At 52.3% G+C, this 258-nt stretch carries 1 rRNA gene; it reads right to left on the bottom strand.

From position 1 onward, the window contains the following. Nucleotides 1-256 (bottom strand): 16S ribosomal RNA (locus BAE46_RS14175); the annotation flags it as partial. Nucleotides 257-258 lie beyond the last annotated feature (2 nt).

The following is a 258-nucleotide window of genomic DNA, read 5'->3' as shown; positions in this document are numbered from 1 at the left end:
GATCACCCTCTCAGGTCGGCTATGCATCGTTGCTTTGGTGAGCCGTTACCTCACCAACTGGCTAATGCACCGCGGGGCCAGCCATCAGTGACGCTGTAAAGCGCCTTTGAGCTTTCTTTCAGGTGAAAAAAAGCCGTATGCGGTATTAGCACCTGTTTCCAAGTGTTATCCCCCGCTGATGGATACGGTTCCCCACGTGTTACTCACCCGTCCGCCACTCCGCTTAAGAAAAAACCGAAGTTTCTTCTTAAGCAGCGT

The organism is Glaciecola punicea (assembly GCF_001756615.1).
Classification (GTDB): Bacteria; Pseudomonadota; Gammaproteobacteria; order Enterobacterales; family Alteromonadaceae; genus Glaciecola; species Glaciecola punicea.
Note: the sequence above shows the minus strand (reverse complement) of the source record. Positions and strands in the feature narration are given on the sequence as shown.